Genomic DNA, 23,689 nt, shown 5'->3' on the forward strand with positions numbered 1-23,689 from the left:
TAAAATCAAATTAATTCAATAACTAACACTAATTTTTTGCATAAAAGTGAATGGATTTTCAATGGAACTTGAACCACTGCCATGTCAGCATACCCGCCAAGGTCATGAACAATGAACCAGCAAGATGCGCACTGATCACCCCCGCTGCCCAACCCAAACGTCCATGCTCAAATAGTACCACCACCTCCGCCGAAAACGTCGAAAACGTCGTTAAACTGCCGCAAAAGCCGGTGATGATCAGCAGCTTCCATTCCGGTGACAGATTCATGCTAGAGAAAAACGCAATCGCCAAGCCGATGATATACGCCCCCAACAGATTCGCAGTCAGCGTACCCACCGCCAGATGCGGCAACAACGTGTTGAGCTTCAAGCCCAGCAACCAGCGTAACCATGCGCCGAGTGCTGCACCAATGGCGATGGCGAGGAAAGTTTTCCACATAAGGCGACCTTTTCGTGATGAATCTTGGCGGTAGATTCTGCGGGGTTCGGGTTGGCGTGTCAAAGCGGACAGTATCCGCTACAATCAAAGCACACCACTACTGCGAGTTGATACCATGTCTACCGCGACACATGAACACGGCGAAACTGAAAGCGACATTGCCTTTCACCTCAAAAGCTTTTTGCGCCAGCACAAACTGGGCAAAGTCATGACGGGCGAGGTCGGTATATTCATACGTCATAACCCTGATAGCATCCGCGCGGCTGATGTGCTGTTCATTTCGCACGAACGTTTACAGCAAGTGCAATCCAAATCGTATCTGGATGTTGCACCGGAACTGGTTGTGGAAGTCTTGTCACCGCGTGATTCGTGGGTCGATATGGCTGAAAAGTTGGAAGAGTATTTTTCTATCAGTGTCTTGCAAGTGTGGTTCGCCAACCCGCGTAACAAAACCTTGCAAGTGTTCACCTCTGTGACCGACTCGGTGTTGTTGCGGGGTGAGGAGCGTTTGCCGGATATTGCGTTCTTGCCCGGTTTTACACTCACTGTCAGCGATATTTACAGTTAGATTACGCAACGTCCCAAACAAGATAACCTATGACCCACATCCCCCTATCCCTCTACATCCACATCCCCTGGTGCATTCGCAAATGCCCGTACTGCGACTTCAATTCCCACGCCGCCCCCAGCGGCTTGCCCGAAAAAGCCTACGTCCAAGCCCTGCTCACCAACCTTGCCAACGAACTCCCCCACATCTGGGGACGCAAGCTCGAATCCATCTTCATCGGCGGCGGCACACCCAGCCTATTTTCAGCGGAAAGTATCGACGAATTATTATGTGGCATTCGCGCCCTGCTCCCGTTTCGCCCCAATATCGAAGTCACGCTGGAAGCCAACCCCAGCACATTTGAGCAAGAAAAATTCCGTGGATTTCGGGAAGCTGGCATTAATCGCCTTTCGGTCGGCATCCAAAGCTTCAACGCCCAACATTTGCAAGCCCTAGGGCGCGTCCACAACCGTGACGAAGCCTTACGCGCTGCCGACATTGCGCGTACCGCCGGTTTCGACAATTTCAATCTGGATTTAATGTTCGGCTTGCCTCAACAAACCGTAGCAGAAGCACTCGACGACTTACAACAAGCCATTGCCCTGCAACCCACGCATTTGTCGTGGTATCAACTGACGCTCGAACCCAACACCTTATTTTACCAACAACCGCCGCCCTTGCCGGACGATGATTCGGTCGCGGAAATTCAGGAGGCGGGGCAACAATTCATCAAATCGTCATGGTATACTCAATACGAAGTTTCCGCCTACGCCAGGCCGGGCTTTGAATGTCGGCACAACAGAAACTACTGGGAATTCGGTGATTACCTAGCAATCGGTGCAGGCGCACACGGGAAAATAACCTACCCCGCGCACGGCACGATTACCCGCTACCACAACCACCGCCAACCCGCCGACTACATGCAGCAAGCCATGCAGGGCAAATCACGCAGCGGCGAGCAAACGCTTACCCCGGCGGACTTAAGCTTTGAATTCATGCTGAATGCATTGCGGTTGCGGGAAGGGTTTCCCCTAAGCCTGTTTACCGAGCGCACGGGGCTGGCGACCGATCACCTCAAGGCGGGGCTGGAGCAGGCATTGCAGCGCGGTTTGCTGGAATTTAACGGCGACCACATCCGCCCAACAGCGACCGGCTGGCAATTCTTGAATGCGGTTATGCAATTGTTTTTGGAGGATTAATTACCATGTCGCAGGCTATCACCTATGCCGACATCACCTGCCCTTACTGCCATTCGGATTTTGGCATTGAGATCGACATCACCGCAGGCAGTCAGGATTATTACGAAGATTGCCAAGTATGCTGCAACCCGATTCAGTTATTCATCCACATCGACGCCGACGGTGAAATCACCCGCATCGACGTGCAGCCGGGGAACAGTTAAATCCTTAGCGGAATACATCCTGCGTAAAATTGTTATACCAGCTATACGCATAACTGGCATCAAACAAACGGTCTTGGGCAGTCGCTGTGGCGGAAGACACGCCACCACTGCCCGGAATGTTCTCCACCAACTTGCCATCATCCGACAGCCGATACACACCAACTACTGAAATCGCGTAATCCTTGCCAACCAGACTGTAACAACCGTTGGAGAATGACGGGCTTTCCAGTTCCCCCCCATTCAACAGCGCGTGAATGGCAGACGCGCAAACTTTGGCTTCGGAATTCGCTGCGAAACCGGATTTAGGCAAAGAATCGGCCATACACGCATCGCCAATCACATGCACATTCGCATGACGGGTCGATTCAAAAGTCAGCTTATTAACCGGACACCAGCCCGTGCCATCAACCAGATCCGTATCAAAGGCCAGCTTGCCTGCTTTTTGCGGTGGAATCAGGTTCAATACACTGGCTTGCACCCTCTCACCAAATTCCGTGATCGCTGTTCTGGAAGCCACGTCCACTTCCACCACGCCAGCGGCTTTAGTATCGCCAGACCACCATTCGAGCAAGGCATTGTCCGTGCCGTAACCGTAAAGTTCAGTCCATGCCTGTTCAAACAGGGCTTGTTTGGTAAAGCTGGGTTTCGGGTCAAGGATAATCACCTTGGAATTGGGCTTGTGCTGTTTCAGGTAATAGGCAATCTGGCTGGCGCGTTCATACGGCGCAGGAGGGCAACGATAGGGGTTGGGCGGGGCAGCAATGACCACCGTGCCGCCATTGGGCATCGCGTGTAACTGGTCACGCAACACCAGCGTTTGCGGCCCGGCTTTCCACGCATGAGGAATGGTTGCAATCGCTGCTTCACTGTACCCAGCAATTTGATCGTAACGGAAGTCAATCCCCGGCGATACCACGCAGCGGTCATACGGGTAGCTGCCACCTTTGGTTAACACCAATTGCCCGGCGTAATCAATTCCGGTGACTTCATCAATAACGATTTTCACCCCATGAGCTTTCAAGCCATCGTAATTGAATTGCAACGATTCCAAGGTACGCTCGCCGCTCAGCACCTCATTGCTCATGTAACAAGTCGTGTAAATCGCATTTTTTTCGATCAGGGTCACATCCAATGTGTTATCGAGGCGACGCAGGTATTTGGCGACGGTTGCCCCGCCGGTTCCCCCGCCAATTACTACAATGCGCTGGCTGGCAGCTTTCCCCACCATCGGGAAACCCACGCTACCGATGGCTGCACCTGCCATCAAGGTTTTCAAGAAAGTTCTGCGGTCAAAAGGTTTCATGCTTGTCATCCTCTTATCCCATTAGGCCAGGCAAGGAGCCAGGTGTGGTATCTTCTGTCCCGAACTTGTTGATGTTCAAGCCCATGAATTGGGCGATGGAAACCAGAATCTTATTATGCGCCACATTGTTGAATTTCAGACTGCGCCCACCAACCCAACCGCCCGCTGCACCGCCCGCCAAAATGAACGGCATACTGGCATGGTTGTGCCATGCTCCATGCGCCAAATCGCTGCCAACAAAAATCGCGGTGTTGTCCAATAATGTACCGTTACCGTCTGGAGTGTTGCGCAAATGCTCAATCAGTTGCGCCAGCTTGTTGGTGTACCATGCCTTGATCTTGACGAAATCAGCCCCGCCTTCGTGGGAGGCATGGTGGCATGTCTTGTAAACACCGGCTTCCTTAATCACCAAATCATTGACCGAGTTGTTCCATACCAAGGTCACGACGCGGGTAAGATCACAAGCCAAAGCGTGGACGGCAATATCCATTTGCAGGTCGCTCACCACACTCACGTTGTTGCCATCAAGGTATTCCGGTTGTAACCATATTTGGGTACGAGTCACCTTGAAGTTGGTCGGGTTGAAGTTCCATGCAGGGCATCCACCTGTGGTGGCTGCACCTAGCTTTTTCTCCAGTTCGCGCAAAGAATCCAAGTGCATATCCAACTTGGTCTTTTCGTGATTTCCTAAACGGGAACGCAAGGCTGACAATTCCGTTGCCAGTGCCCCCACTGTATTTTGACGGCGCTGGTTCACATAATTATTGTTATTTTCAGCCCCGAACAGCGAGGAAAACGCCGCCATCGGGTTCATTTCCGGCATCACAGGTATGCCTGTTAAGTCGTAGGTAATAGGCTTATCACGGTAAATTGGCACAATTCCCAAGTTGAGGTGTGGGCGGATGGTTTGATTCTTAAACTGTTGCCCCAGATAATAATCCAGCGAGACCTGATTGCCACCGAACAAGTATTGCCCACCACCGGGACCACCTGTTAGTAACTTGGTGATGCCGCCTTCATGGGTGCTGCCAGGCCCGTACATATCCACACCGTTGAGGAAGATGCAGTGTTCCCGCACCCGATCTAGCGGTTTGGTCATGCCCGGCAGGGTAAAGTTCGTGCCTGTTCCCTGTGCGTGCCAATCTTCGTACACCATGCCATCCGGGAAAAACACAAAGATGGCGCGACGGGGGCGACTGCCTTCTGCCAGCACTGTACGGGCAAATGGCAAGGTAAGCGCACCCAGACCGGCAGCCCCGACGAGCTTTAAGAATGAGCGGCGCTGTGCTGATGTGTTCATGTACATTTCCCCTTATTCCGCACTGCGCACCGTAAAACTGGGCGCGTTGACAATGCTCAACAACATGGTTTGCAAGTTATAGCCACTATCGGCATAAGTCTTGAGGTAACTATCCAGCGCACATTCGTCGGCGGACGTCTCTATACGCCCCGTGGTGTAACGGTAGTATTGGCGTGCCGCACATTGCGCTGCTGTATCACTGGTTGAGGTCAATTGACTCAGAGTCATCAGATCGCTAAAGCTGATTTCCTCATCTGGAGTATAAGTTTCCATGCCACGGACAAAACCGCTGACTTCAATGACTTTATTGTTTTCCATCATGCGGAATTGACCTGAGCCATCATAGGTTTCAAAGCTGAAGCCCGGGCCATCAATATACTGATGGCAACTGTAACAAGATGGCATCGACTTACTGTGGAAGTCAAAACGCTCACGGGTGGTCGCGTTCGGGTCTTGCTTGGGCGGTATGACAACCCCGGCATTTTCTGGTGGTGCCAAATCGTGGCACAACATCCGTTCAAAGAAGAAAGCACCGCGCTTGAATGGGTGTGATTCCGCACTGTTGGCATAACGTGCTAATACTGCTCCCAAGGTTAACAGACCCGTGCGGGTGCCATCGGTTACTGGCGTTTTTTCCAAAGCAGTCCCCGTTGGACCACTCAGATGGTAGAAATCCGCCAATGCCTTGTTCGCGAACACGTAATCCGCCGTCAGCAACTCGTTGAAAGTCTGGGTGGAATCGAAAGCCACATGGTTAAAGAAAGTGATCAGTTCTTGCGACATCGCTTCCCGTACCGCCGACGTGTACTGCGGGTAGACACTGGGGTCTTTATCTGGCAGTAAGTAAGGGCTAGAACTTAACAACCACTGCCCCACGAAATTACCCACTTGCTGGCGGCTACGCGGCAAAGCGAGTAGGCGCGATGCTTGGGTAATACGCTGCTGCGCCGTCGCCAACTGATTATTATCGGCGGCAAGGAACAACTCAGTATCCGGCATCGACCCCAAGAACAGGTAAGACAAGCTGCCTGCCACTTCATACGGGGTAAGTTGGTAAGTACCATCCGCCTGCAATTCACCCAGTTCCGAACGGTACAGGAAGTGAGCGGATGACAACATGCGCATCACAATGTCTTCCACGGCATTCCTGAAGTTGGCTTCGTTGAAGTAGGTGAAGTTGGCGTAAAAACCACTAACTTCTTCCGTCGTCAATGGGCGGCGGAAGGCACGCTTACCGAATTCCTTGATGAAGCGTTGCGCACAAGTGGCATCATACGTATTGCAAGGCATAATCTTGCCCCAATTTTGCTGCACCGCTTGCCCTGCCAATTTTTCCGCTTGGTTTAAGTAGCTTTCCATACGCAACCCAGTAACCAGATTGCTTTCGGCATTGTTGTCGAAGCCTTCCACGCGGTTTTCTTCCGGCAACTCATGCACCAAACTGAGCGACAAACCGAGCAGGTCATTGACTGTATTTTGGTATTCTTGGCGGGTCAGTAAGCGCAGGCTGCGCTTACCGGGAGGAGGGGAGTCTTCACACGCCTGCTCACTGTCATTCTCGCCAACTGCCGCCGGAGCTAACACCTCTGTGATATAATGAGCAATGCCCAGCGCACAGTTACCCACGCACACGGCAGGGTTCGCAGGCGGCATGGTGTCACGGATGTTATGACTCAACTGCGTTAAATCGGTCGGGGTAAACTGGGTAAGGGATACTTTCGTAAACCCGCCCTTACCGTCCACGCCGTGGCAACTGGCGCAACTCTGCCGCTGGTATTGCAACTCACCGTATTTCAGCAATGTCAATAATTCAGCACTGATCGCCTCACTCGGTGTGCTACCTGCTGCGTTGACTGCCAATACCCGGTATTCGTAGCGGTTGCCCAAGGCAGCGGTGGCATCGGTGAAGCTTTCGGTGTTACCACCAATATCTGCCAGCACCCGCCAATCGCTGTCAACGCCACCTGCCGGACGGCGCTCCATGCGGAAACCAGATTCGTTATTGCTTTGGTCTTTCCAGCCGATGCTTATCTTGGCGTTGTCCACTGTGTTGGAAACGAGGTTACTGGGGGCTACAGGTAAACTGGATGAACCACCACCCGTGTTACCGTTGTCACCTGTGTCACCCGTATTGCCATTATCACCCGTGTCACCCGTATTACCGTCGTCACCCGTATTACCGTCGTCACCCGTATTGCCATCATTGTCATTATCACCAGCGGCTTTAGCCTGCGCATCGGCGGCGTAATACTGCGCCAATGCCAATAGCGCATCATCACCATACGAGGTTTTCAGGTGCTGCATTTGGCTGGCCATTTCACCCGGCACATTGCTGCTGCGACCCGCGAAATAATCTTCCAAGGTCGCATGAAGATAAGTTGACCATTGCCCATTCAGACGGGCTTTGGTCTGATCAATGCCGTTGTCTACCGCACTGTGGCAGAACATACAATGCGTGGTATGGATGCCTTTACCCCGATTAACCAATGTCTGGTCGGTGACTTGCGTCGCCGCTACGAACGGGATGTTGCCGAAATAATCTGCCATGCGTTCGATTTGTGTATCGGTGTAACCTTTAGCGATGCGCCCCATGACGCTGGAAGCCCGCGTTCCGGTGCGGTAAGCCTGCATTGTGCGGATAAAATAGCTGCGGTCTAAACCATTGATCGAGGGGATGCCAAGACCGACACTTTTACCGTCAGAGCCGTGACAGGCAGCACAGTTATTCACCAGCATCGCGGCACGGATATTGGTGCGGTCTTGCCGGGAAAAAGCCGAGACCGCGCTGTAGGCGGAGAACCCTGTTGCATTGCCAGCCTTGATGCGGTACTCATAAACCTTACCGATCACCAATGACTTGTCTTGGTAAACCGTGCTGTCAGCCGCCAGCGTTGCCAACATTGACCAATTGCCGCCGCTTTCGCGCCGTTCCACCACCACTTTGTCTTCTTCGGTATTGTTGTCTGTCCAGTGCAGATCGACATACGTATTGTCCACCAACGTGCCTTGGAAATTTGCTGGCGTTTTTGGTAAATGCAGTAACTGCTCGGCTTGACCTGTGCAACGTACTCCGTTCACCGCCACATCAATCGGAATCAGATTTGTACCGTCATGGGACGCATTGAAACCAAACGAAATGCTCTTATTCTGGATAACTATCTTATTGAAATCGGCATTCTTGACCTTGACAACATCGCCTTCTTGGGTAAAGACACCATTCGAGCCACCAATGATTTTCTGTCCTGTCGGCATTGTCCAAGTTGTTTCCCAGCCGTTCCAGGGCAAACCTGTATTTTCAATGTCAACAGTACCAGCAAAACCGTTATCCCACTGATTCTGGATGCGATAGTTCACCGCACATGACGGCGGCGGCGGGGGCGGCGGCTCTACTTGTCCGGTACATTTGACCCCATTTAAAGAAATATTACCGGGAATCTGGTTCAAACCCTCATGCACCGCATTAAAACCTAACTCGATGGTAGTACCCGAAGCAATATTTTGATTCCAGCTTGCGTGATTAACCTCAATGCGTTTTGCGTTCTGAGTGTGTGTACCATTCCACAGACCGACAATTTTCTGTTCATTGGGCATATCCCACGCCAATGTCCAGCCATCCAAAGGACTGCCAGTATTTTTTACCAGCACATCAGCCGTATAGCCGGTGCCATCTCCCCATTCCTTGCTGATCACGTATTTTGCTTCACACGTTGTGATAGGACTTTGTGGTGGAGGGGGGGTGGCAGCGTTGCCGGAACACAACACGCCATTAACAGACACATTGGTCGGTAGATCATTTGTGCCATCATGGGTTGCATTGAAATTAAATTGCAATTTCCCATCCGCTGCTATTGTCGCATTCCACCCTCCGTGAGTGACTTTGACAGCACTACCGTTCTGGGTTAGCTGTCCATTGGAGAGACCGACAATTTTCTGCCCATTTACCAAATCCCAAGTCACCGCCCAATTTGTCCAAGGATCGGCTTTATTGGCAATAATCACTTCCGCTGAAAAACCATTACCCCATTGGTTTGTCACTTTGTAGCTGACATCGCAGGCTGTGACAGGTGGTTTGGGAGGGGCGGCGTTACCTGTGCAGAGTACGCCATTGACAGATACATTGGTGGGGATGTTATTAATGCCGCTATGTGAACCGTTAAAACCGAATTGGGTGTTAGCACCGCTGTCTAGTTTGCCGTTCCAACTCGCATTTTTAACCGTAACAGTTGCGCCGTTTTGTGTGTGGATACCATCCCACAGCCCGATAATTTTCTGATCATTGAGCATATCCCACTTGACTGACCAATCTGTCCAAGGATCACCCGTGTTGGTAATGTTGACATTGGCAGTAAAACCGTTGCCCCACTGATTGGAAATAGTGTAATTGACTTTACAACTGGTGGCAGCCCACGAGGATGAGCTGAAAAACCACAACATAAGACCAGCTAGAATGTATAAGAAATACTTGTATTTGCGACAGGCAGGCGAACTAACGCTTCCAACCGCTTGAATAGGGTTTTTCACTAATGGCTTCCTCGCAAGAAGAATACTTGATAGGTAAAGACACTAGCTTATTAAATTCACAAATACAATGAAAAATTAATGACAGCATTACTTAGATTGTTAAGTGTGTTGTAACTCAATTCAACTACTCACGCTCCGCCATGCGCATGAGTGGGTAGTACAACAACCACGCAGCAAACAGCACCACCCACGCCGACCACATCACGTCGGAAAGGAAATGCCCTCCCGCTGCCATGCGCGTTACCCCGATCGCCACACCCAACGCCACGCTGAACCCCAATGCCAACCGCGCCCACTGCGGCTTGCGCTCACGCCACAAAAACCAGAACGCCACAAACGCAAACCCCACCGAACTGTGCCCACTGGGAAACGAACGTCCCTTGCCCCCCACCACCAAATACCCCGGCGGCGCATACGCCTCTTGCCCACCCAACTGCAACACCTGCGCTGGGCGTGGCCTGCCCCAATTGTCTTTGAACACACTGTTTACCAACAACCCCGGCCCCACCACAAACACCAACAATACGTAAACTGCGGCTGAACGCAGCCTATGCCAACGCCTTAACACCACGCTCACCACAATCAACGCCACACTAACCAGTAATACCCCGCCCGCTAGGTAAGGCACACCGTCATACAGTAGCGCCTTCCAGAGCGGAAATTCATCCAATAACCAATGATCCGTGCGATAAAACAGTCCGGCAATCGTCAAATCCCAGTTTGATAACCAAAACACCAGCGTAGACGCCGCCGCGATATTGAGCCACAACCAACGTTGTGGGTACCGCTCCCATACTTTCATTGTGACACCAGCCCCTTAAAACCTTGCAGCAGAAACACATTGTAATGCAGCTTATAGGTCGGGTGAATCTCAACGTGCAAGGCAGTGAGCGCTTGTGTTGTCGTAAAATACCCAACAATGCTCGTGGGTAAAGTATCGTTGGCAGTCACTAATAAAAAATCTTGCCCCGCTTTATCCGCCAGCGTCGTTACCAGATCATAATGGTGGCGCTGTTTATGCTGAGGGTTCCAACTCACCCCATGCAATCCATAGGGGCGTGCATAATACGCCAACTCACTCAACACATCGCGCCCGTCCGCCAATAACCGCGCCTTTGGGTATTGCTGTTGCAAGGTGACATATTGCGCACCGATCACATCCCACCCTTTCAAACGCTTGTGCAAATCCCCCCCCAGCACCTGATTCAACACTGCCGGGTGATACACCAATAACCCCAAGGCAATGTTTAGCACCAAAGCAAGCGTCACCAGTTTCCACCGCGCATACAACCACGCCGCCACCAACGCCGTTGCCGCCACATACGTCGGTGCTGCCCAATTCGCATTGGCTCGCCCCAACAACGCTTGCGCGGTAATAATTAGCAAAAATGGCAAAGTAAAACTTAACAGCAGCGTTTTATGCGCTACCTGCCCCTTCCAAATCACCCACAACAACAGCGGGAACAATAGCAGCCCGAACACACCAAACTGTCCGCCGAAAAACTCTCCGAATTCATCCCAGTGCAATAAGCCTTGAGTGCTACCCGCCGCAATATCCGCCGTATGCTGAAAGGTGGGAAACCCGTTTTGCCAATTCCACCACAAGTTTGGCGCAAAAATCAGCGTCATGACCACCACCGCTAACCATGCACGCGGGTTGCGCAATAAATCAAAGCGCCGCGCCGCCACCACATACACCAATGCCGACACCAAAAAAATGCCCATGGTGTATTTGCTCAACATCCCCAAACCTAACGCGCTGCCGAGTAAAATCCAGTCATCCCACGCATCGCTATCCAAGGCAAACACAAACGCGTACAGCGCCAGTGTCCAGAAAAAAAACAGCGCCACATCGGTCGAAATCAGCGTCGATGACAAACTCACCGCAGGCAAGGTTATGAACAACACCGCCGCCAACAATGCTATCGGTGGGCTAAACAGCTTGCGCACCACCAAAAACAACAACCACGTGCTTAACGGGTAAAGCAGCAAACTGCCTGCTCGCACACACCATTCACTATCCCCACACACGCCCGTGGTTGCCGCAATAATTGCCGCAATCATCGGCGGTTTGGAATAATAACCCCACGCCAAATCCTGCGCCCAATACCAGTATTGCGCTTCATCTACATACAAATTCAAACCATTGCTGGCCATCACCCACGCCCGATAAGCGGTCACACCCACCAACAGTAATAACAAGGCAAGCCCCGGATGCCGTGCAATCATGCGTTTTTCACTTTCAATGGAATCAACCAGCCCACCAAAGCCCCCACCAACGAAGACCCCAGCACAAACAAATGCACATTAACCGCGCCAACCGTAGCCGCTTGCATACTCATGACCGGCGACAAGGCCGCGATCACCCCCGCTTCATACGTGCCAAAGCCGCCCGGCGCATGAATCGGCAACACACTGGTCAACTCGCCGCCCACCACGCCGGTCAGCAGCATATTCCAACTTAACGTAGGCAGGAACTGCCCCAACAACCACGCCAAGGTGATCAATTTCACCCCCCAGTTGGCCCAAGTCATCACCCAGCTACGCCAGAATTCACCCCAACTGTCAGGCAAACCGTACATCGCCTGTTGCGCCAACTGACTAAACATGCCGTCTTTGCCCGCAAACGCCACCTCAATGCGGTTACGCAATAAGTAAACCACAATCGGCAATAACAGCCACAACACCATCAACGGCACCGCCACGCGCTTCAATGGCGTGACCACTAGCAAAGGGAAAATCGCAAACGCCAAAATCGCGTGCAAATCCAAAAAGCGGAACCACGCCAATGCCGACACTGAGTGCGCGTAGCCCACCCCGAAATAGCGTTTCATCATGACCGGAAAACTGAGTTCCCCAGTACGCGCAGGCAGCACATTGTTCAAAGCATTATGAATCAACATTAGCCGCCAAGTTTGCAACCACTGCCCGCCCAATTGTTGCGGAAAATAATCGTACATGCGCCACGCCCGCAGCGCATAGCTCACCACCAGCAATGCCAAAGCAATGACGCCTTGCGTCCAACTGAAGCTCATCCACGGCTCCAACACCGTTTTCCAGCCTAACCAGTATTCAACACCGGCGATAAATAAGACCAGCACTAGCCACGAAACTGTCAATTTCCAGCGTGCCGTCGATGTATTGCGCTGTTCTGTCATCATTCACCCGCTTTAACGTATAATCCGGGTCTGATTGTAACCGAACCGGATAGTGATTTAATGACAAATTCTCCTGATACCGTCAGCATCATCGTGCCCTTTTATAACGAAGAAGGTAATGTGCTCCCTCTGGTGAAGCGCGTCACTGAAGCGTTGCGAGATTTTGAATGCCGCTGGGAACTGGTACTGGTTGATGACGGCAGCGCCGACCACACCCTAAAACGCCTGCACGAAGCCGCCACACAATACGGCAATCACATTCACGTGGTTGAACTGCAACGCAATTTCGGGCAAACCGCTGCCATGCAAGCCGGTATTGACCAAGCGCGTGGCAGCCTGCTGGTCACGTTGGATGGCGATTTGCAAAACGATCCGGCTGACATTCCTGCCATGATCAAAGAATTGCAGGAACGCGACCTCGATCTGCTGGTCGGCTGGCGCAAAAATCGCAAAGATACCCTGATCATGCGCAAGATTCCCTCGCGCATCGCCAATCGCCTGATCCGCAAAGTCACCGGCGTCAATTTGCACGATTACGGTTGCAGCCTCAAAGTCTACCGCGCCTCGGTCATGAAACGGGTGCGCTTGTATGGTGAAATGCACCGCTTTATTCCAGCGTGGGTCGCCACCGCTGTCCCGCCGTCACGCATCGGCGAAACGGTGGTGAACCACAATGAACGCTTGAGCGGCGAATCCAAATACGGCATTTCACGCACCTTCCGCGTGATTATCGACTTGCTGTTCATGTGGTTCTTTATGCGGTATCGGGCGCGTCCGGGGCATTTGTTCGGCACCATTGGGTTGGCGTTTGGTTTTGTTGGCTCATTGATTTTGATGTGGTTGGGCATCGACAAATTCATTTTGGGCAATAACATTGGGGGTCGCCCCTTATTGTTGGCGGGGGTAATGCTGGTGATAACCTCGATTCAATTTCTGACCACCGGCATTATCGCGGAAATGTTATCGCGGATTTATTTTGAATCCTCCAGCCGTAATGCTTACGTCATTCGCCCTCCCCGCGATGAGGAAGAGCCTGAACACGCTTGGCACACACCTAACCCATGAGAGTCGCATCGGGTTTGCGGCACTGGTTGTTGCACAGTGGGGATGGTTTCCTATTACCGCTGGTAATTCTAGCGTTTTTCTGGCAGCTCGGCACCCCGGCGCTGTTTGATCTCGATGAAGGGGCATTCAGCGCAGCAACCTGGGAAATGCTCCAGCGCGGCGATTTCATTACCACCTTCCTCAACGGTGAGCCGCGCTTTGACAAGCCTATCCTAATTTATTGGTTGCAGGCACTGAGTGTCGCCGCATTCGGGATCAGTGAATGGAGCTTGCGCTTGCCGTCCGCATTAGCCGCGAGTGTTTGGGTGATCGCAATCTATTATTTCGCGAAACCACGAATGCCTCGGCAAAACGCCATGCTTGCGGCGGTGATGGTGGCAACGTCCGCGATGATTATTGTGATCGGGCGGGCAGCCACAGCGGATGCTGTGCTCAACTTGCTGATTACGCTCACCCTGTTTGATATTTGGCGGTATTGGGAACAACCTAGCCGCAGGGTATTGTTCCGGGTATTTTTGTGGCTTGGGTTGGGCTTTTTGTGTAAAGGTCCCGTGGCAATCGCCATTCCCTTCGTCGTCAGTGCATTCTTATACCTCAGCAACAAACAATGGCAAACATGGCTACAAACTGTGTTCCACCCGTATGGCTTAGTGGTGTTTCTTGCCGTTGCCGCACCTTGGTATGTGTTGGAATACATGGCGCAAGGGCAAGCCTTTATCGATGGGTTTTTCTTTAAGCACAATGTCAGCCGCTTCGCCGATACCATGGAGGGTCACGGCGGGCATGTTTGGTATTATGCCGTGGCGTTGCCATTCATCATTATGCCGTTCGGCGGCTTGTTGGTGCAGTTGGTAAAGCAAACCGGGCACGAGCGCATTGATCGGTTTTTGTGGTTCTGGTTTGCGTTTGTGTTTGTGTTCTTTTCGTTTTCCAACACGCAATTACCGCACTATTTATTGTATGGGATTACGCCATTGCTGTTATTGCTGGCAAAGTATTGCGGGGAGAATCCCCAGCGCTGGCTGACGGTTGTCCCGGCGGTATTAGTGGCACTGCTATTGGTATTCTTGCCGGAATTGCTGGCAAGATTGGCAGAACAAAATCCCAGCTTGTACTTCCAAGGTTTATTAGAGCAATCGAAAAAAGTGACGGGGTTTTATTACCGTGCTGCGGTGATTATTTATTTGCTGGCATTGTTAGCCTTACTGCTGTGGCCTAAGGTACAAAACCACCTGCGTTTGATCGGTGTAGCCGCCTTGCAAACGGTGTTTTTAACGAGTGTGCTGCTTCCCGTTGTGGCATTCACGCAGCAGGGGGCGGTGAAAGAAGCAGCACGCTTTGCGCGTCATCAGCTTGTTGATTCGGTTATCGTGATGGATGGCGTGAATATGCCGAGCTTCACGACTTACCGTCAAGCCATTACACCACGTCGCGTCCCTGAAATTGGCGAATACGTGTTTTCCAAAGCGGACTATTTACAGCCACCTGAACAGTACTGGGTTGTGTTCAAACAAGGCGGTTTGGTGCTGGCGAAAAAGGTTAAAGCACCATGAGAGATGCAGCAGAAACCAGTGGTGTACCGATTTTGTTGCTATTGCTACTGATGGCTGTCGTCGGTGCAAGCGGTTTGAACACCGAACTGTTTCTGTTGATGCAGCATTTAACCGCATTATTACCTGATGGGCTGTGGGCGAACCTGACCATTTTAGGGGATGCACTGGTAGCGCTCGTGCTGTTAAATGGGTTGGCGTGGCGTTACCCGCTGTTGCTGCCTGCTGGATTATTGGCAGGGCTAATCGCTACCTTGTTGACCCGCAGCTTGAAAACATTGTTGGAAATTGAGCGCCCGTTGAGCGTATTGGGCGCACAGGTGCAGGTGATCGGCGTTGATTTACAGAATTTTAGTTTCCCTTCGGGGCATACCACTACCGCTTTCGCATTGGCGGGAGTTTATGCACTGATAATGCAACGGGAACGCTTGACTGCGGTACTGTTTTGCCTCGCCCTGCTAGTGGGATTCAGCCGCATTGCCGTGGGCGCACACTGGCCAATGGATGTATTCGCAGGGGCGGCATTCGGTTGGTTTGCGGCTTGGGCAGGGTGGAGACTGGCTTTGCACTGGCACTGGAGCCATTCATTGACTGGGCAACGCGCACTGGCACTGTTATTTTTGTCATTTGCCGTGCTGCTCTTTCTATTGAATACTGGCTATCCACAAGCCTTCTGGTTACAAATGGGTATTGCCGGTCTGATGACAATGATGAGCCTCGTAACTCTGCGGCGAACTTTCCACAACACGGCCTAAACCAAGATGATTATTAACCGTTACCTGTTCAAAGAAATTGCACTCAGCTTTGCTGCCACGTTGTTGGTGTTGACGCTGATCATTGTGGGTAACACGTTTGTGCGGCTGTTAGCCGATGCCAGCAGTGGCAACCTGCCTGCGGATTTAGTGGGTAATTTGTTGTGGCTCGGCGCGTTGAAACAACTGATTCGCTTGATTCCAGTCGCGCTGCTGATCGGGATGATGCTGGCATTTAGCCGCTTGTACCGCGATTCAGAAATGGCAGCATTGCGGGCGGCGGGGTTTGCACCCCGGCATTTTTATCAAGCGATTTTCAGTTTCGTATTACCCTTAACGCTGGTGTTAGCCGTATTGGTGATCGTGGTGTCGCCTTGGTTGGAAAGCAATAATGCGGAGTTACGGCGTGAAATTAACGAGCGTCCAGAAGCAGCAGGCATTCCACCCGGTGAATTTGTCAGCTCCGGCACGGCTGAACGCAATTATACCGCACTCGCCGAAAGCATTGATCCCAGCCGCACGGTCATGGAACGCTTTTTCATCCGCGCTCAAGACGGTGCTAAAGAGGTGCTAATTTGGGCTAAATCGGCGGTGTTATTCATTGATTCCGGCAGTGGTGAGCGGGTATTACAAATCAGCGACGGCTACCGTTACGAATCGGATCCAGAACAAGGCGGCATGACGATTATCCGTTTCGGCGAACACAGCATCCGCATACCCCTACGCAATTACAACGCCAGTAACAGCTTGGCAGCCGTTCCTATCCTGCAATTGTGGCAGCAAACGGATAATGCCTCGCAAGCAGAACTGCAATGGCGGGCGGCGGTGATCATTTCAGCACCGTTATTGGCTTTATTAGCCTTTCCATTGAGTTATACCGCACCTCGGCAAGGACGTTACGGCAAAATTGCCGTGGCTATTCTTATCTACGCGCTCTATGCCAGTTTATTAGCGACGGTGCGCGGCATGATGGAACGCGGGGATTTCCCCCTACTGCCCGGTCTGTGGTGGATACACTTGTTAGTGCTGGGATTAGCCTTCTGGCTGTTGCACAAATATTACGGAAAACCTGCATGAATCTTTTAGAACGCTACCTGTGGAAAAGCGTCCTCTCCAGCATTTTACTGACCTGGTTATCACTGACCCTGCTCGATAGGTTTTTTGCGTTTCTCGGCGAACTCGGGGATATCAGCCCTGATACGCAATACGGCAATGTGCAAGCACTCTATTACATCTTGATGGGAACACCCAAACTTCTCTACGATTACTTCCCGACAGCTACGTTGATTGGCAGCCTACTGGGGTTGGGCAATCTTGCCGCGAACAGTGAGCTGACGGCAATGCGGGCAGCCGGTATTTCCATACACCAAATTGTGGGGATGACACTAAAACTGGGGCTGGTACTGGTGGTCATGGTGTTTGTATTAGGCGAATGGGTCGCGCCCCGCACTGAACTGGCAGCCAGCAGTTTTAAGTTACGAATGCAGCAAAAACAGTTGGCGATCGGGAATCAAGGAATCTGGATCAAAGACGGCGACCGCATTATCAATATCGCTAAATTGTGGTCAGAAAAGAAAATGGAAGGGCTGTCTATCTACACAGTCAACCCAGAAGCCGGGCGTATTGACACCATCACGCACGCTGCTCGCGCTGAACGTGATGCCACAGGTTGGATTTTATACGAACTGACCCGTAAAGTGATTCAAATCGATGGCGTTCGCCAAGAAACGTTGGCTCAAGTCCATGAAGACAAACTCATCCCAGAACAAGTACTGAGCATTGCAGCCGTAAAACCCAATCAGTTGGCTGCCAGTGAGTTGGCAGATTTCATTAAGCATCAGCGTGAAAACGAGTTAAGTAGCAAACGCTTCGAGCAAGCATTCTGGCAGCATTTCACCACACCCTTGTCAACGCTGGTTATGCTGATCATTGCTGCGCCTTTCGTCTTTAGCTTTCAGCGCAATGCGGGAGCAGGGCAACGAATATTTATCGGTATTCTGATTGGGATCGTATTCTTCTTGTTCAACCGTATGTTTGGAAGCGTCGGTATTGTTTACGGTATTCCCCCTTTGCTTTCAGCCACTTTACCCTTATTAGTGTTTCTAGTGGGTGGGGTGTGGATGCTACGTCGTTTGCGTTAAAGTCGGAGCATAGTTAAAGTCTGGGCATAAAAAAAGCCCCGCAACGGAAACCTCTAAATGAATCAGGACAAGTTGTCAAGACATTTAATCTTCAGTTTTTATTTGCTCGAAACACTAAAGTAAACCTAATACTGCGAGGAAATAAAAGCCCTGTGATCAGCGAACTAATACAGGGCTTTTAGGAATGATGCTTGGCGTTGACCTACTCTCACATGGGGAGACCCCACACTACCATCGGCGATGCTGCGTTTCACTTCTGAGTTCGGGATGGGATCAGGTGGTTCCACAGCTCTATGGACACCAAGCAAACTGGCAAGGTTGGGAAGGTTTGTTGGTCAGTGAGAACGGATATGCTCTCTTCTGCCGTAGTCTTCTCGACCTAATCTGGAAAAATATCAAGTGATACGTAATACTGAGGTCTGACAGTTGCCTGTCTTCGATGTATACATCTCTAGTAGACCGTTTTGGGTTATAGGATCAAGCCTCACGGGCAATTAGTACTGGTTAGCTACATACATTACTGCACTTCCACACCCAGCCTATCAACGTCGTAGTCTCCAACGGCCCTTTAGGACCCTCAAGGGGTCAGGGAGATCTCATCTTGGGAGGGGCTTCCCGCTTAGATGCTTTCAGCGGTTATCCCGTCCGAACATAGCTACCCTGCAATGCCACTGGCGTGACAACAGGAACACCAGAGGTTCGTCCAACCCGGTCCTCTCGTACTAAGGTCAGCTTCCCTCAAATCTCCAACGCCCACGGCAGATAGGGACCGAACTGTCTCACGACGTTCTGAACCCAGCTCGCGTACCACTTTAAATGGCGAACAGCCATACCCTTGGGACCTGCTTCAGCCCCAGGATGTGATGAGCCGACATCGAGGTGCCAAACTCCCCCGTCGATATGGACTCTTGGGAGGAATCAGCCTGTTATCCCGGAGTACCTTTTATCCGTTGAGCGATGGCCCTTCCATTCAGAGCCACCGGATCACTAAGACCTACTTTCGTACCTGCTCGACTTGTCTGTCTCGCAGTCAAGCGTGCTTATGCCTTTACACAAACCTCACGATTTCCGACCGTGATTAGCACACCTTCGCGCTCCTCCGTTACTCTTTAGGAGGAGACCGCCCCAGTCAAACTACCCACCATGTATTGTCCCCGGCATTGTGATGCCTGGGTTAGAACTCCGAACATACCAGGGTGGTATTTCAAGGACGACTCCACCAGAACTGGCGTTCCGGTTTCATAGTCTCCCACCTATCCTACACAAGTAGGTTCAAAGTTCAATACAAAGCTATAGTAAAGGTTCACGGGGTCTTTCCGTCTAGCCGCGGGTACACTGCATCTTCACAGCGATTTCAATTTCACTGAGTCTCGGATGGAGACAGTGCCGCCATCGTTACGCCATTCGTGCAGGTCGGAACTTACCCGACAAGGAATTTCGCTACCTTAGGACCGTTATAGTTACGGCCGCCGTTTACCGGGGCTTCGATCAAGAGCTTCGCTTGCGCTAACCCCATCAATTAACCTTCCGGCACCGGGCAGGCGTCACACCCTATACGTCCTCTTTCGAGTTTGCAGAGTGCTGTGTTTTTGATAAACAGTCGCAGCGGCCTGGTCTCTGCGGCCCACTTGCGTGGGCGTACCTTCTCCCGAAGTTACGGTACCATTTTGCCTAGTTCCTTCATCCGAGTTCTCTCAAGCGCCTTGGAATTCTCATCCAGCCCACCTGTGTCGGTTTGGGGTACGGTTAATTTATACCTGAAGCTTAGGGACTTTTCTTGGAAGCATGGCATCAAACACTTCAGTACCGTAGTACCTCGTCATCACGCCTCAGTGTTGAATAGATTCCCGGATTTGCCTAAGAATCCCACCTAAACGCTTAAACAACCATCCAATAGGTTGCTGTCCTAGCCTTCTCCGTCCTCCCATCGCAGTATAAATTAGTACAGGAATATTGACCTGTTTCCCATCGACTACGCATTTCTGCCTCGCCTTAGGGGCCGACTAACCCTGCGCCGATTAACGTTGCGCAGGAAACCTTGGGCTTTCGGCGGACGGGTTTTTCACCCGTCTTGTCGTTACTTATGTCAGCATTCGCACTTCTGATACCTCCAGCAAACTTTCCAGTTCACCTTCACAGGCGTACAGAACGCTCCTCTACCACTTGCTTACGCAAGTCCGCAGCTTCGGTGTGTGGCTTAAGCCCCGTTGAATCTTCCGCGCAGGCCGACTCGACCAGTGAGCTATTACGCTTTCTTTAAAGGATGGCTGCTTCTAAGCCAACCTCCTGGCTGTCTGTGCCTTCCCACATCGTTTCCCACTGAGCCACAACTTGGGGACCTTAGCTGGCGGTCTGGGTTGTTTCCCTTTTGACAACGGACGTTAGCACCCGCTGTCTGTCTCCCGTGCTCGCACTTCCTAGTATTCGGAGTTTGCAATGGGTTGGTAAGCCGGTCAGGGCCCCCTAGCCATAACAGTGCTCTACCCCTAGGAGTGATACACGAGGCGCTACCTAAATAGCTTTCGAGGAGAACCAGCTATCTCCGAGCTTGATTAGCCTTTCACTCCTATCCACAGCTCATCCCCTACCTTTTCAACGGGAGTGGGTTCGGTCCTCCAGTACCTGTTACGGCACCTTCAACCTGGCCATGGATAGATCGCTCGGTTTCGGGTCTACTCCCAGCGACTGAACGCCCTGTTCAGACTCGCTTTCGCTACGCCTCCCCTATCGGTTAAGCTTGCCACTGAAAGTAAGTCGCTGACCCATTATACAAAAGGTACGCAGTCACCCCGTAGGGCTCCCACTGCTTGTACGTACACGGTTTCAGGTTCTATTTCACTCCCTTCACCAGGGTTCTTTTCGCCTTTCCCTCACGGTACTGGTTCACTATCGGTCAGTCAGGAGTATTTAGCCTTGGAGGATGGTCCCCCCATCTTCAGACAGGATTTCACGTGTCCCGCCCTACTTAATGTGTCCTTAAAGCATTTTCGTGTACGGGGCTATCACCCGGTATCGCTGGCCTTTCCATACCATTCCACTAACACTAAAAGATTCGGCTGCTCCCCGTTCGCTCGCCGCTACTGGGGGAATCTCGGTTGATTTCTTTTCCTACAGGTACTTAGATGTTTCAGTTCCCTGCGTTCGCCTTCCTTTCGGAATACCACAAAAGTGGTGGGTTTCCCCATTCGGAAATCTACGGGTCAATGCCAATTTGCAGGCTAACCGTAGCTTATCGCATGCTATAACGTCCTTCATCGCCTCTGACTGCCAAGGCATCCACCGTGTACGCTTAGTCACTTGATCCTATAACCCGAAACAGTCTACTACCTTTTGTGCGGTAAACTTGGGTTACAGAGTGTCTATAATCTCGTAACGATCAATCTTGAGATATATAATCTTCTCAGTTATACATTTCGCCTTGATATTTTTCCATTTTGTTAAAGAACGACCTATCTACTTAGGTTGAACTGACAAAAGCCAGTGCAGAGCAGCCCTTCGGGCTGCTCTGCGGTGACTTCTGAAGTTACCGTGGTGTGTACATTTATTGCAATGCCTTTTTGGTGTGTTAGTAAGCTGTATCGCTACAGTTACCTTGACCAGAAAGTGGTGGAGCCAGACGGGATCGAACCGACGACCTCCTGCGTGCAAGGCAGGCGCTCTCCCAGCTGAGCTATGGCCCCATGAACCTTTTGCGATGCAAGAGTGGTGGGTCTAGGTGGACTCGAACCACCGGCCTCACCCTTATCAGGGGTGCGCTCTAACCAACTGAGCTATAGACCCGTGTTCGGTACTAGAGCACTTGCAATAAATGCGGTCTGCCAGACTACTTGTGTGGGAACTTGTGATCATGTGAGCGACGTTTCTCGTAAAGGAGGTGATCCAGCCGCAGGTTCCCCTACGGCTACCTTGTTACGACTTCACCCCAGTCATCGGCCACACCGTGGCAAGCGCCCTCCTTTCGGTTAGACTACCTGCTTCTGGTGCAACAAACTCCCATGGTGTGACGGGCGGTGTGTACAAGGCCCGGGAACGTATTCACCGCGACATGCTGATTCGCGATTACTAGCGATTCCGACTTCACGGAGTCGAGTTGCAGACTCCGATCCGGACTACGGATGGCTTTCTGGGATTTGCTCCACCTCGCGGTATCGCTTCCCTCTGTACCACCCATTGTAGCACGTGTGTAGCCCTGGTCATAAGGGCCATGATGACTTGACGTCATCCCCACCTTCCTCCGGTTTGTCACCGGCAGTCTCCTTAGAGTTCCCACCTTTACGTGCTGGCAACTAGGGATAGGGGTTGCGCTCGTTGCGGGACTTAACCCAACATCTCACGACACGAGCTGACGACAGCCGTGCAGCACCTGTGTTAGTGTTCCCGAAGGCACCAAAACATTTCTGCTAAGTTCACTACATGTCAAGACCAGGTAAGGTTCTTCGCGTTGCATCGAATTAAACCACATGCTCCACCGCTTGTGCGGCCGTCAATTCCTTTGAGTTTTACTCTTGCGAGCGTACTCCCCAGGCGGTCAACTTAATACGTTAGCTCCACCACCAAACTCTTAAAGCGAGCCTGACGGCTAGTTGACATCGTTTACGGCGTGGACTACCAGGGTATCTAATCCTGTTTGCTACCCACGCTTTCGTGCCTCAGCGTCAGTGTCTGTCCAGAGAGTCGCCTTCGCCACTGATGTTCCTTCCGATCTCTATGCATTTCACCGCTACACCGGAAATTCCACTCTCCTCTCCCACACTCTCAGTCTACCAGTATCAGATGCAGTTCCCAGGTTAAGCCCGGGGATTTCACATCTGACTTAATAAACCGCCTACGCACGCTTTACGCCCAGTAATTCCGATTAACGCTTGCACCCTCCGTATTACCAGCGGCTGCTGGCACGGAGTTAGCCGGTGCTTCTTCTGTTGGTAACGTCATTATCTTCCCAACTGAAAGTGCTTTACAACCCGCAGGCCTTCTTCACACACGCGGTATTGCTGGATCAGGCTTGCGCCCATTGTCCAATATTCCCGACTGCTGCCTCCCGTAGGAGTCCGGGCCGTGTCTCAGTCCCGATGTGGCTGGCCATCCTCTCAGACCAGCTAAAGATCGTCGCCTTGGTAAGCCTTTACCTTACCAACTAGCTAATCTTACGCGGGCTCATTAAATAGCGGCTTGCGCCTTTCCCCCGTAGGGCGTATGCGGTATTAATCCGGCTTTCGCCGGGCTGTCCCCCACTACTCAGTAGATTCCCACGTGTTACTCACCCGTCCGCCACTAAATCCGAAGATTCCGTTCGACTTGCATGTCTTAAGCATACCGCCAGCGTTCAATCTGAGCCAGGATCAAACTCTTCAGTTCAATCTTTATCGTTTGAAATTGAAGAGCAAATCCATCGAAATTACGTATAAAATATATTAACGTGAACTCAATGGTTGCTTGCTTCTTATGCCTCTCGACACAATCACAAGCCCCCACACAAGTTTTCTGGCTTCTTTTGTTAATCTGCACACTGCT

The 23,689-nt window shown here is 51.6% G+C and carries 15 protein-coding genes, 2 tRNA genes and 3 rRNA genes; 8 read left to right on the plus strand and 12 right to left on the minus strand.

The window, feature by feature from the left end; genetic code table 11:
* Positions 1-58: 58 nt before the first annotated feature.
* Positions 59-439 carry a fluoride efflux transporter CrcB gene (gene crcB / locus L3K52_18355; GenBank protein UOG92122.1) on the minus strand — a complete coding sequence of 127 codons (381 nt, stop codon included), beginning with the start codon at positions 437-439 and terminating at the stop codon, positions 59-61.
* A gap of 115 nt (positions 440-554) precedes the next feature.
* Between crcB and L3K52_18360 the strand changes: the two genes are divergently transcribed.
* The 3 genes from L3K52_18360 to L3K52_18370 are packed head-to-tail and all read left to right on the plus strand — an operon-like array spanning position 555 to position 2,388.
* A complete protein-coding gene (locus L3K52_18360) occupies positions 555-1,007 on the plus strand; it encodes a Uma2 family endonuclease (protein ID UOG92123.1) in 453 nt (150 codons plus the stop codon).
* A 29-nt stretch (positions 1,008-1,036) separates the two neighbouring features.
* Positions 1,037-2,185, plus strand: coding sequence for a radical SAM family heme chaperone HemW (gene hemW / locus L3K52_18365; protein ID UOG92124.1), 1,149 nt, complete (start codon positions 1,037-1,039; stop codon positions 2,183-2,185).
* 5 nt (positions 2,186-2,190) lie between these two features.
* Positions 2,191-2,388 (plus strand): CPXCG motif-containing cysteine-rich protein, encoded by a 198-nt coding sequence (locus tag L3K52_18370; protein UOG92125.1) that lies wholly within the window; start codon positions 2,191-2,193, stop codon positions 2,386-2,388.
* A 4-nt stretch (positions 2,389-2,392) separates the two neighbouring features.
* Here L3K52_18370 and L3K52_18375 read toward each other — a convergent pair whose 3' ends face one another.
* The 6 genes from L3K52_18375 to L3K52_18400 form a co-directional block, all read right to left on the minus strand.
* Entirely contained in the window at positions 2,393-3,691 is a 1,299-nt protein-coding gene (locus tag L3K52_18375) for an NAD(P)/FAD-dependent oxidoreductase (protein ID UOG92126.1), read from the minus strand.
* Positions 3,692-3,704: 13 nt separating this feature from the next.
* Complete coding sequence (locus L3K52_18380) at positions 3,705-4,991, minus strand: DUF1552 domain-containing protein (GenBank protein UOG92127.1); 1,287 nt, start codon at positions 4,989-4,991, stop codon at positions 3,705-3,707.
* Between the two features lie 12 nt (positions 4,992-5,003).
* Entirely contained in the window at positions 5,004-9,425 is a 4,422-nt protein-coding gene (locus L3K52_18385) for a cellulose binding domain-containing protein (protein ID UOG92128.1), read from the minus strand.
* Positions 9,426-9,636: 211 nt separating this feature from the next.
* Entirely contained in the window at positions 9,637-10,314 is a 678-nt protein-coding gene (locus L3K52_18390) for a phosphatase PAP2 family protein (protein ID UOG92129.1), read from the minus strand.
* Positions 10,311-11,741 (minus strand): glycosyltransferase family 39 protein, encoded by a 1,431-nt coding sequence (locus tag L3K52_18395; protein UOG92130.1) that lies wholly within the window; start codon positions 11,739-11,741, stop codon positions 10,311-10,313. Before L3K52_18395 ends, L3K52_18390 begins: the two co-directional genes overlap by 4 nt.
* Positions 11,738-12,673 carry a flippase-like domain-containing protein gene (locus L3K52_18400; GenBank protein UOG92131.1) on the minus strand — a complete coding sequence of 312 codons (936 nt, stop codon included), beginning with the start codon at positions 12,671-12,673 and terminating at the stop codon, positions 11,738-11,740. Before L3K52_18400 ends, L3K52_18395 begins: the two co-directional genes overlap by 4 nt.
* A gap of 57 nt (positions 12,674-12,730) precedes the next feature.
* Between L3K52_18400 and L3K52_18405 the strand changes: the two genes are divergently transcribed.
* Genes L3K52_18405 through lptG form a run of 5 tightly spaced genes read left to right on the plus strand, consistent with a single transcriptional unit; the run spans position 12,731 to position 18,178 of the window.
* On the plus strand, positions 12,731-13,735 hold the full coding sequence (locus L3K52_18405; protein UOG92132.1) for a glycosyltransferase family 2 protein: 1,005 nt from the start codon (positions 12,731-12,733) through the stop codon (positions 13,733-13,735).
* Entirely contained in the window at positions 13,732-15,288 is a 1,557-nt protein-coding gene (locus tag L3K52_18410; protein ID UOG92133.1) for a glycosyltransferase family 39 protein, read from the plus strand. The genes L3K52_18405 and L3K52_18410 overlap by 4 nt, the downstream gene beginning before the upstream one ends.
* Positions 15,285-16,040 carry a phosphatase PAP2 family protein gene (locus tag L3K52_18415; protein ID UOG92134.1) on the plus strand — a complete coding sequence of 252 codons (756 nt, stop codon included), beginning with the start codon at positions 15,285-15,287 and terminating at the stop codon, positions 16,038-16,040. The genes L3K52_18410 and L3K52_18415 overlap by 4 nt, the downstream gene beginning before the upstream one ends.
* Before the next feature lie 6 nt (positions 16,041-16,046).
* Positions 16,047-17,114 (plus strand): LPS export ABC transporter permease LptF, encoded by a 1,068-nt coding sequence (lptF, locus tag L3K52_18420; GenBank protein ID UOG92135.1) that lies wholly within the window; start codon positions 16,047-16,049, stop codon positions 17,112-17,114.
* Complete coding sequence (lptG, locus tag L3K52_18425) at positions 17,111-18,178, plus strand: LPS export ABC transporter permease LptG (protein ID UOG92136.1); 1,068 nt, start codon at positions 17,111-17,113, stop codon at positions 18,176-18,178. Before lptF ends, lptG begins: the two co-directional genes overlap by 4 nt.
* A gap of 189 nt (positions 18,179-18,367) precedes the next feature.
* Here the strand turns inward: lptG and rrf are convergent.
* The 5 genes from rrf to L3K52_18450 all read right to left on the minus strand — a co-directional run bounded on the left by rrf (position 18,368) and on the right by L3K52_18450 (position 23,533).
* A 5S ribosomal RNA gene (gene rrf, locus L3K52_18430) occupies positions 18,368-18,483 on the minus strand.
* A 168-nt stretch (positions 18,484-18,651) separates the two neighbouring features.
* Positions 18,652-21,481, minus strand: a 23S ribosomal RNA gene (locus tag L3K52_18435).
* A 301-nt stretch (positions 21,482-21,782) separates the two neighbouring features.
* A tRNA-Ala gene (locus L3K52_18440) sits at positions 21,783-21,858 on the minus strand.
* A 23-nt stretch (positions 21,859-21,881) separates the two neighbouring features.
* A tRNA-Ile gene (locus L3K52_18445) sits at positions 21,882-21,958 on the minus strand.
* A gap of 87 nt (positions 21,959-22,045) precedes the next feature.
* Positions 22,046-23,533, minus strand: a 16S ribosomal RNA gene (locus L3K52_18450).
* The 16S, 23S and 5S rRNA genes sit together here with 2 tRNA genes alongside, the layout of an rRNA operon.
* Positions 23,534-23,689: the final 156 nt, after the last annotated feature.

This window comes from Candidatus Thiothrix sulfatifontis (genome assembly GCA_022828425.1).
Lineage (GTDB): Bacteria > Pseudomonadota > Gammaproteobacteria > Thiotrichales > Thiotrichaceae > Thiothrix > Thiothrix sulfatifontis.

What these genes read in the sequence shown, in the direction of transcription:
- crcB (UOG92122.1), bottom strand. Translation starts at nt 439, where the DNA reads ATGTGGAAAACTTTCCTCGCCATCGCCATTGGTGCAGCACTCGGCGCA.
- L3K52_18360 (UOG92123.1), top strand. Translation starts at nt 555, where the DNA reads ATGTCTACCGCGACACATGAACACGGCGAAACTGAAAGCGACATTGCC.
- hemW (UOG92124.1), top strand. Translation starts at nt 1,037, where the DNA reads ATGACCCACATCCCCCTATCCCTCTACATCCACATCCCCTGGTGCATT.
- L3K52_18370 (UOG92125.1), top strand. Translation starts at nt 2,191, where the DNA reads ATGTCGCAGGCTATCACCTATGCCGACATCACCTGCCCTTACTGCCAT.
- L3K52_18375 (UOG92126.1), bottom strand. Translation starts at nt 3,691, where the DNA reads ATGAAACCTTTTGACCGCAGAACTTTCTTGAAAACCTTGATGGCAGGT.
- L3K52_18380 (UOG92127.1), bottom strand. Translation starts at nt 4,991, where the DNA reads ATGAACACATCAGCACAGCGCCGCTCATTCTTAAAGCTCGTCGGGGCT.
- L3K52_18385 (UOG92128.1), bottom strand. Translation starts at nt 9,425, where the DNA reads ATGTTGTGGTTTTTCAGCTCATCCTCGTGGGCTGCCACCAGTTGTAAA.
- L3K52_18390 (UOG92129.1), bottom strand. Translation starts at nt 10,314, where the DNA reads ATGAAAGTATGGGAGCGGTACCCACAACGTTGGTTGTGGCTCAATATC.
- L3K52_18395 (UOG92130.1), bottom strand. Translation starts at nt 11,741, where the DNA reads ATGATTGCACGGCATCCGGGGCTTGCCTTGTTATTACTGTTGGTGGGT.
- L3K52_18400 (UOG92131.1), bottom strand. Translation starts at nt 12,673, where the DNA reads ATGATGACAGAACAGCGCAATACATCGACGGCACGCTGGAAATTGACA.
- L3K52_18405 (UOG92132.1), top strand. Translation starts at nt 12,731, where the DNA reads ATGACAAATTCTCCTGATACCGTCAGCATCATCGTGCCCTTTTATAAC.
- L3K52_18410 (UOG92133.1), top strand. Translation starts at nt 13,732, where the DNA reads ATGAGAGTCGCATCGGGTTTGCGGCACTGGTTGTTGCACAGTGGGGAT.
- L3K52_18415 (UOG92134.1), top strand. Translation starts at nt 15,285, where the DNA reads ATGAGAGATGCAGCAGAAACCAGTGGTGTACCGATTTTGTTGCTATTG.
- lptF (UOG92135.1), top strand. Translation starts at nt 16,047, where the DNA reads ATGATTATTAACCGTTACCTGTTCAAAGAAATTGCACTCAGCTTTGCT.
- lptG (UOG92136.1), top strand. Translation starts at nt 17,111, where the DNA reads ATGAATCTTTTAGAACGCTACCTGTGGAAAAGCGTCCTCTCCAGCATT.